This window comes from Paraburkholderia bannensis, from assembly GCF_014200455.1.
GTDB lineage: Bacteria > Pseudomonadota > Gammaproteobacteria > Burkholderiales > Burkholderiaceae > Paraburkholderia > Paraburkholderia bannensis_A.
In genome coordinates this window covers 69,064-77,629 of sequence record NZ_JACHBW010000026.1, presented here as the reverse complement: position 1 = coordinate 77,629, position 8,566 = coordinate 69,064, and the positions used below count along the sequence as shown (strand labels likewise).

Annotated in this window: 8 protein-coding genes and 1 pseudogene; 5 read left to right on the top strand and 4 right to left on the bottom strand. The window is 64.3% G+C overall.

Annotated elements, in window-relative coordinates:
- Positions 1 to 97, top strand: a 97-nt coding sequence (locus F4827_RS30895; RefSeq protein WP_133254623.1) for a 4Fe-4S dicluster domain-containing protein, incomplete at its 5' end; no start/stop codon positions are given.
- 140 nt (positions 98 to 237) lie between these two features.
- On the opposite strand, the gene F4827_RS35625 is transcribed toward F4827_RS30895, so the two are convergent.
- Positions 238 to 588, bottom strand: a complete 351-nt coding sequence (locus F4827_RS35625; protein WP_260175493.1) for a VOC family protein — start codon at positions 586 to 588, stop codon at positions 238 to 240.
- Here F4827_RS35625 and bfr point away from each other — a divergent pair.
- The 4 genes from bfr to F4827_RS30870 all read left to right on the top strand — a co-directional run bounded on the left by bfr (position 587) and on the right by F4827_RS30870 (position 5,491).
- A complete protein-coding gene (gene bfr / locus F4827_RS30885) occupies positions 587 to 1,063 on the top strand; it encodes a bacterioferritin (RefSeq protein WP_183731784.1) in 477 nt (158 codons plus the stop codon). The genes F4827_RS35625 and bfr overlap by 2 nt on opposite strands.
- 137 nt (positions 1,064 to 1,200) lie before the next feature.
- Positions 1,201 to 2,625: an ATPase domain-containing protein gene (locus F4827_RS30880; protein ID WP_183731781.1), complete on the top strand. Its 1,425-nt coding sequence runs from the start codon at positions 1,201 to 1,203 to the stop codon at positions 2,623 to 2,625.
- A gap of 67 nt (positions 2,626 to 2,692) precedes the next feature.
- Positions 2,693 to 3,079, top strand: a complete 387-nt coding sequence (locus F4827_RS30875) for a response regulator (protein ID WP_183731778.1) — start codon at positions 2,693 to 2,695, stop codon at positions 3,077 to 3,079.
- Between the two features lie 198 nt (positions 3,080 to 3,277).
- Positions 3,278 to 5,491 (top strand): GAF domain-containing protein, encoded by a 2,214-nt coding sequence (locus F4827_RS30870; RefSeq protein WP_183731774.1) that lies wholly within the window; start codon positions 3,278 to 3,280, stop codon positions 5,489 to 5,491.
- Positions 5,492 to 5,543: 52 nt separating this feature from the next.
- On the opposite strand, the gene F4827_RS30865 is transcribed toward F4827_RS30870, so the two are convergent.
- From F4827_RS30865 to F4827_RS30855, 3 genes and pseudogenes are all read right to left on the bottom strand, one after another.
- Positions 5,544 to 6,407: a CoA ester lyase gene (locus tag F4827_RS30865; RefSeq protein ID WP_183731771.1), complete on the bottom strand. Its 864-nt coding sequence runs from the start codon at positions 6,405 to 6,407 to the stop codon at positions 5,544 to 5,546.
- A pseudogene (locus F4827_RS30860) lies at positions 6,397 to 6,612 on the bottom strand (electron transfer flavoprotein subunit alpha/FixB family protein); the annotation flags it as partial. The gene F4827_RS30865 and the pseudogene F4827_RS30860, both read right to left, overlap by 11 nt.
- 190 nt (positions 6,613 to 6,802) lie before the next feature.
- On the bottom strand, positions 6,803 to 8,485 hold the full coding sequence (locus tag F4827_RS30855; RefSeq protein WP_183731767.1) for a class I adenylate-forming enzyme family protein: 1,683 nt from the start codon (positions 8,483 to 8,485) through the stop codon (positions 6,803 to 6,805).
- Positions 8,486 to 8,566: the final 81 nt, after the last annotated feature.

Below are 8,566 nucleotides of genomic sequence, written 5' to 3'. Positions count from 1 at the left end.
CGTGCACTGCAAGACCTGCGATATCAAGGACCCGACGCAGAACATCGTCTGGGTCACCCCCGAAGGCGGCGGTGGGCCGAACTATCCGAACATGTGAGCTCTGGCTATTTCCCCGCAGCCGACCGCTCGATAGCCGCGATATCGATTTTCTTCATCTGCATCATCGCTTCCATCGCGCGGCGGCCTACGTCCTTATCGGCGAGACGTGTTTCGCGTCCACGCGACTATCAGTGACTATCAGTGACGATCGGGAAACGTCGCGGCATAGAACTGCGCCGCTTCGCGCGCGCGGCCTTCGTCGAACCACAGGCAGGTCACCAGTTCCGTCATCGTTGTCTCCCGGCAGAAAAATCCGTGTTCAAGCAAACGATGATGGACCGAAGCGCGCAAGGTAATCGCAAGGTGCACGAGACCACTAGGGGCCTGAAGCGATTTAATAAGCCCGCGCGAGAGGAAAAGCAGGAAAAAAGAATGCATCTCGTTGCCACTCCCGTTCATGCACGGCGCGCGATGAGTGTCTATCCTCTCTCTATGCAGCTCACCGACCCCGCGCCAAAGGTCTGAAAAATCGATCTGGAGAGAGTTCATGCAATCCGATCCCAAAGTCATCGCCCTTCTGAACGCCGAGCTGAAGAACGAACTCACGGCGATCAATCAGTATTTCCTGCATGCGCGCCTCTATAAACATTGGGGCCTCAACGCGCTGGGAAAACATGAGTATGACGAATCGATCGAGGAGATGAAGCACGCCGACAAGATCATCGAGCGCATTCTCATGCTCGACGGCCTGCCGAATCTCCAGGACCTGAGCAAGTTGCTGGTGGGCGAAGATGTAAAGGAAGCACTGGAATGCGATCTGAAGCTCGAACGCATCGCGCAGGCGCAGTGCAAGGAAGGGATCGTCTATTGCGAATCGGTGCGCGATTTCGTTTCGCGCGAGATCTTCGTCGAAATTCTCGACGACACCGAAGACCACATCGACTGGCTGGAAACCCAGCTCGGCCTGATCGACAAGGTCGGCCTGCAGAACTACCAGCAATCGGGCATGGGCTCGCTCAGCTGACACCCCACGCGGGATTGCGTGGGCTTGGACAGTCGCCATGAGCTGGCCCTTTGCCGCATAATGCAGGTTCACGCCGCCACGGCGCGCGCGATCCTGCCGGATATCCGGCCATCCTCTTCGACGAATCAGTTCACGCGATGCATCAGACTCTGACGCGCTTGCACAGCGATGTACCCGGGCTCGACCCGATTCTGGGCGGCGGCCTCATCTCCGGGTCCGCGTATATTCTTCAGGGACGGCCCGGCGCCGGCAAGACCATTCTTGCCAACCAGATTGCCTTCGCGCAGGCGAAGCAGGGCGGCAAGGTGCTCTACATCACGCTGCTGGCCGAATCGCACGACCGCCTGTTCCAGTCGCTTTCGGCGCTGGCGTTCTACAACCCGGAACACGTCGGCAGCGACGTCACCTATCTGAGCCTCTTTCGCACGCTGCGCGTCGACGGTTTGAGCGCACTGGTGGATCTGCTGCGCAAGGAAATGGCGCGCCAGGGCACCACGATGCTGATTCTCGACGGCCTGCTCAATGCGCGCGAAAGCACGCACAGCTCGCTCGACGTGAAGGCCTTCGTGGCGGAACTGCAAGGCCACGCCGCCTTCAGCGGCTGCACCGTGCTGTTTCTCACCAGCGCGCGCATCGACGAATCCAGCCCCGAGCACACCATGGTCGACGGCGTGCTGCAGCTCGAAGAGGAACTGTTCGGCTCGCGCACGGTGCGTCGCATGCGGGTGTCGAAATCGCGCGGCAGCGCCTCGCTCGGCGGCCTGCATCACTACGAAATCAGCGATGCGGGCATCACGGTGTTTCCGCGCCTCGAATCGCTTTACGGCCGGCCGGTGGGGCAGGATCACGCGCCCAGCGAGCGCGTGTCCTCCGGCGTCGACGAACTCGATATCCGCATCAAGGGCGGCTTGCCCGCGTTCTCGGCCACCGCGGTGGTCGGCCCGGGCGGCAGCGGCAAGACCAGTTTTGGCCTCAATTTCCTGCGTCTGGCCACGCCCGAGGAACCGGCGCTGCACTTCGGTTTCTATGAGACGCCCGCGCGTCTGGCGAGCAAGGCGGCGGCGCTCGGCATCGACATGGATGCGCTGGTTGCCAGCGGCGCCTTGACGGTGCTGTGGAATCCGCTCACCGAAAACGTCATCGACAGCCTCGCCTATCAGTTGCTCGACGCGGTTCGGGCACGCAAAGTGCGCAGGCTCGTGATCGACGGTCTTGCCGGATTCGAGCGGGCGAGCGTCGATAGCCACCGGTTCACGGAATTTCTGGCCGCGCTCACCAACCAGTTGCGCGTCATGGACGTGACGACTGTCTGCACATGGGAGACCAAGGAATTGAGCGCGACGACGATGAACACCGCTTCGCCCGAGGCGCTGAGTCTGTTCGACAACGTCATCGGCATGCAGCTCGAAGAGGCTGACGACGCGCTGTATCAGGGGATGAAAGTGATCAAGATCCGGGACAGCGCGTTTGCGCCGGCGCTGACCAAGCTCATCATTCCAGACGCTACCTCGGTATTGATCAGGGACGCCAGCGCAGCGGTTTCCGACAAACCATCCCTCTGAGAGCAGTCGCCGCCGCAGGTTTTGAGTGAGCCCAAAGGCTCGCGGCAGGCAAAGAGAGTGAGCCGGAATGACGACCATCGTTGTAGTCGACGACGAAACCCTGATAACCGATTTTCTCGCCTTCTTCCTGGAGGACGCGGGCTATATCGTGCATGTCGCCCGTAACGGCGTGGAAGGCCTCGACCTGATCGGGCGCGTCGTGCCCGACGCCGTCATCACGGATTACATGATGCCGGCCATGTCGGGTCTGGAGCTGGCGCGCGCGCTTAAGGCCAACACCGATCTCGCCCATATCCCCGTGATCCTGTCGAGCGCGGCGCTGGGCGCTTCGGCGCGCGCGCAACCCGCACTGTTCGCCGCCATCCTCGACAAACCCTATCCCGCACGCAAGCTGCTGCAAACGCTCAGCACCCTGCTGGGCCGCCCGGACGGCGTGGACGACGGCGAGCAATAGCTGCTGACTCGGCGCTGGCTCGGCGCTGGCCCGCGCGCTGCATGGCACCTGCATGGCACCTATTTCGCTGAAAACAGTCCGCAAACGAACTGGCAAACCGCACCGGGTTCACGGAGAATACCCGGGACCTGGGCGCAAGCTTACGCGGAGCATGACGGCAGGCCTTCCACCGGAACACAGCGCGGACCTCATCACGAAGTGGACAAGCCCGAGATCAACGAAATCGTCGCGAACTGCGACAGCGAGCCCATTCATCTGCTGGGCCGCATCCAGCCGCACGGTGCGCTGCTGTGCTTCGACGCGCAAGGCCGCCTGATCGCGCGCAGCGCCAATGCGCTCGCGTGGCTGGGCTCGGTGCCCGAGATCGGAGAAGCGATCACCGACGCGCATCTGAGCCCGCTGTCGCGCCAGACCATCCGCGCCGCCCTCGCCGACCGCGAAATGACGAACGAGAGCGTCGAATGCAAGGGCGTGACCGGCGAGCGCTTCGATCTGATCATGCACTGGTCGGGCGACACCCTCGTGGTGGAATTCGAGCAGATCAGCCTGAAATCGCCGGCCGCCACGCAATTCGCCCTGTTCGCTCAGCGCGCCATCCAGCGCCTGCAGGCCGCGCGCCACGACGACGTGCCGCAACTGCTGCAGGCCGCCGCCGAAGCCATCCGCGCGATGACGGGCTTCGATCGCGTGATGGGCTACCGCTTCATGGCCGACGGCAGCGGCGAAGTCATCGCCGAAGCCAAACGCGACGAGCTCACGCCCTACCTCCAGCAGCGCTATCCCGCGAGCGACATCCCGCAGCAGGCGCGCCGCCTCTACGTGCTCAACCCGATCCGCCAGATCGCCGACGTCAACGCCCAGACCGTGGCGATCGAACCGGCCGTGCATCCGCAAACCGGCGTGCCGTTCGATCTGAGCTATTCGGTGCTGCGCAGCGTCTCGCCGATTCACCTCGAATATCTGCGCAATATGGGCGTGGCCGCCTCCATGAGCGTGTCGATCGTGCGCGACGGGAAGCTTTGGGGGCTGTTCGCCTGCCATCACATGTCGCCGTATCGCGCCTCGCATGCGGTGCGGCTGTCGTCGACCGTGCTGACCCAGGTGGTGTCGATCCTGATCGCGCAGATCGAAGCACAGCGTCGCGCCGAAGCCGACCGCCGGATTCACGCGCTACGCGCGCGCATCGCGGGAGAGCTGGCGCAGGCCGAATCGCCGCTCGCGGGTCTGGTGCGGGCCGCGCCCGAGATTCGCGCGCTGGTGGATTGCGAGGCCGTGGCGCTGGTGGTGGACAACGAAGTCGTGATGCTCGGCAAGCCCACCACGGCGAGCCGCGAGACGCTGCTGGAACTCGCGCAGCACGTCGCCAACAGGCACGTCGATCAGTTCGCCAGCGCCTGCGTGGGCGAAACGCTGCCACAGGACATCGCGCAAGGACTGGCGCAGGGCGGCGTGGCGGGCTGTCTGGCGATCCAGATGCTGGGCGACAGCCGCATCACCATCGTCTGGTTGCGCGACGAACTGGTGGAAACGATCCACTGGGCCGGGCCGCCCGACAAAGTGGTGGCGCAAGGTCCGAACGGCCCGCGCCTCACGCCGCGCGGTTCCTTCGAAGTGTGGAAGCAGACCGTCACGGGCCGCAGCCGCGACTGGACCGAGTTCGATCAAGTCGCCGCGCGCGAACTGCGCTCGATCCTGCAGGAAATCGCGCTGGTGCAGATGCGCGAATCCGAGCGCGCGCGGACCACGCTGCTGGCGACGCTCGGCCACGATCTACGCGATCCGATCCAGACCATCAATATGGCGATGCTGCTGATGGGCCGCGGACTCGCCTCGGGCAACGACACGGTCAAGCGCGTGGAAGGCTCGACGCGCCGCATGCAGTCGTTGATCGGCTATATCCTCGACGTGAGCCGGATCCGCTCGGGCATGGGCCTGGGTCTCAAGCGCGTCGATGTGGGACTGCGCGAGCTGCTGGAGTCGGTCTCGGAGCAGACGCGTCTTGCGTATCCGGGCATGACGCTCGACATGGAGCTGGCCGGCGATCTGGGCGAAGCGAATATCGACCCCGACCGCCTGGCCCAGGCCATCACGAATCTGCTGGGCAACGCGCGCAAGCACGGCGACACGCGCTCGCCGGTCACGCTCACCGCGACGCTCGCGCGTGGCGAGCCGTGCATCGAGATCCGCAACCGGCTGTTGCAAAAGCCTGCCGAGCCGTTCGAGCGCCTGCTCGATCCGTTCAAGAGCGGCTCGCTCGATAATCCCGCCAATCGTGGCGGTCTGGGTCTCGGGCTGTATATCGCGCAGGCCATCGTCAAGGGTCATGACGGCACGCTCGCTGGCCGCTTTACCAATGACGAGGCGATTATTCGTATCGTGCTGCCGCGAGAAAGCGCGGGCGCGCAGGCGTAATCGGCGCGCCCCGCACGCGGGCGGGGGCGCACCATTTGACGGAAACCGGCGATCAGTTCTTCTCGAACGCCGCCGCCAGCGCAAGAATCCGTTGCGCCCGCCTCAAAACAGGCCGATCGACCATCTTGCCGTCCACCGTGATGGCGCCCGCCCCGGCCAGGCTGGCCGCTTCGGCAACCCGCGCGGCCCACGCCAGCTCCTGCTCGCCAGGGCGAAACACGGCGTGCACGGCCTCGACCTGCTTCGGATGAATGCAGAGCTTGCCGCCAAAACCCAGCCGCTTGCCGTTGAGCGCATCGCGCCCGATACGCTCGATGTCGTGGATATCGGGCGTCACGCCATCGACGGGCGTTTCGATGCCGGCCACGCGCGAGAGCAGCGCAAGCTGGCTGCGATAGTGATTGAGCGGCTCGCCATCGTCTGGCATGCCCATTTCGGCAATGAAATCCAGCGTGCCGAACATCAGCCGTTTGACGAATGGCGCTTTCGCGATGGCCATCGCGTTCCACATGCCCAGCGCGCTTTCGATCAGCGGATAGACGCTCACGCGGCGGCGCGCGAGGGCAATCGTGGCGGAGACGTCTTCGGCGCTTTCGGCTTTCGGCAGCACGATCCCGGCTACGCCGTCGAGCGCGCCGAGCTTTGCGTCCTGCTCGAACCACGGCGTGGCACGGCCGTTGATGCGCACCAGCACCGGATGCCGGCGCGAAACCCAGTTGGCGATGTGGTCGCGCGCCGCCTCTTTGGCTGCAGGCTCGACGGCATCTTCGAGGTCGATGATGACGACGTGCGCGCCGCTTCCGAGCGCGCGCTCGAAGCGCTCCGGGCGGCTGCCCGGCACGAACAGATACGACTGCGGCAAGAACGCGGGCGGCGCGCCGTCGTCGCCGGGTGCAGTGCGGTGATCAGAGAGCATGCTCAAGCTCCGGCACGACCGCAAACAGATCGCCGACGAGGCCGTAATCGGCCGCGCTGAAGATCGGCGCTTCTTCGTCCTTGTTGATCGCGACGATGACCTTCGAGTCTTTCATGCCGGCCAGATGCTGGATCGCACCCGAGATGCCCACTGCAACGTACAGTTGCGGCGCGACGATCTTGCCGGTCTTTCCAACCTGATAATCGCACGTCCGCACCTTCACGTTGTAGTCGACCACACGCTTGACCGGCACCACGATTTTCACTTTCGCTCCTCCACGCTTTCTTTACGCGCATCGTTCGCGCAATTCGATAGCGCATTACACCGTGGGATCGCCGGGAACAACAACTAGCGATTAACTTTGCCGGTCATAGCCCATGCCTATGGTCTGCGCGTCAGCCTCGCAACTCGCGCCGCAAGATCTTGCCCGTCACCGTCTTGGGCAACTCGTCGATGATCGCGACGATGCGTGGATACTTGTAGGCCGCCATCCGCGCCTTGCAGTACTCGACCAGTTCTTCCGCCGTTGCGCTGGCTTGCGGCTTCAAGCTCACGACCGCCTTGACCGTCTCGCCGCGATAGCTGTCGGGCACGCCCACCACGGCCGCTTCGCGCACGGCCGGATGCGTGTACAGCACGTCCTCCACCTCGCGCGGCCAGACCTTGTAGCCGCCCGCGTTGATCATGTCCTTCTTGCGATCGACGAGATAGAACCAGCCCTGCTCGTCCATGAAGCCCACATCGCCGGTGCGAAAGAAACCGTCGACAATCGCTTTCGCGCTTTCCTGCGGCTTGTTCCAGTAACCCGGCACCACCATCGGCCCACGCGAGATGATCTCGCCCACTTCACCGGGCGCGAGCGGCCGCCCCGTGTCGTCGCCGATATACGACTCCACGTTGAAGGCCGGCACGCCGATCGACAGCGTGCCCGATGCGGGATCCACCGGCGCTTCGCGGCCCACGGGCACGACGTGCGTGGGCGAATTGGTTTCGGTGAGTCCGTAGCCGTTGTGGATGTAGTGGCCAAAGCGCGCGCGAAACGCTTCGATCACACTCGGCGGAATCGGCGCGCCGCCCGAATAGATGCGCCGCATCGAGGCGAAATGCTCGCGCGTGGCGCGCGCATCGTTCATCAGCGCGATAAAGACCGTGATGGCGCCGATGGTGAATTCCGGCTTGTGCTCGGCGATGGCGTCGAGGATCACACCCGGCTCGAAGCGAAACGCCAGCACGAGCGGCGCGGCGCAGATAAAGGCCGCGCCCACATGGCCAACCAGCCCGGTGATGTGAAACAGCGGCGCCACGCCGAGAATCGGTGCGCCTTCGCGCAGGCCGACCCAGTCGCGATACACCTGCGCATTGAAGGCGACGTTGCCATGCGTGTTCATCGCGCCTTTGGGCACGCCTGTGGTACCCGAGGTATAGACCAGCATCGCCAGATCGTCGCCGCTTAGTGCAATGGCAGGCGGCTTCTGGCCGCGATGCGCGGCAATCGCAGCGCTGAAGTCTTGCGCCGTTTCGTATGCAGCCGCGCGCGTCATGCCCGCGAAAAGGCGCGCATCGTCGCGCGTCTGGTATTCGAGCGCCGATGTCGTCATTACATGCGGATCGACATGCGCTTCGCCGCGCGCCGCACGTTGCGCTTCTTCCGCCAGCAAGGGCTGCACGACGCTCTCATATAGCGCGCCGTGGCACACCAGCACGCGCGCGCCCGAATCCGCCAGCAGCACGCGTAATTCGCGCGCGCGGTTCATCGGATTCACCGGCACCGCCGTCGCGCCGATCTTCCACGCCGCGACCAGCGCGATCACGAATTGCGGCACATTCTGCAGATAGATCGCGATGCGATCGCCGCGCGCGAGCCCGCGTTCGAGCCACGCGCAGGCGAGTGCATCGGACTGCTGATCGAGTTCGGCGTAGGTCAGCGCGCCGTCGAAATACAGCAGCGCCTTGTTCTGCGGCGCGCGCGCAACGGCAGCGCGAAACAGGCTGAGTACATCGGGATACTGCTGGGAAATCGTCGCCTCGTGGCCGCCCGCGTAATGGGCGAGCCACGGTTTGCTGGCATAGGGCGTCATGAGCGCTCCTGCGAAAAAACGCGGGGGGCCGGCGCACGCGAGCGAAGTGCAAACATAACCGCGTGCGCCGTATCGACATTG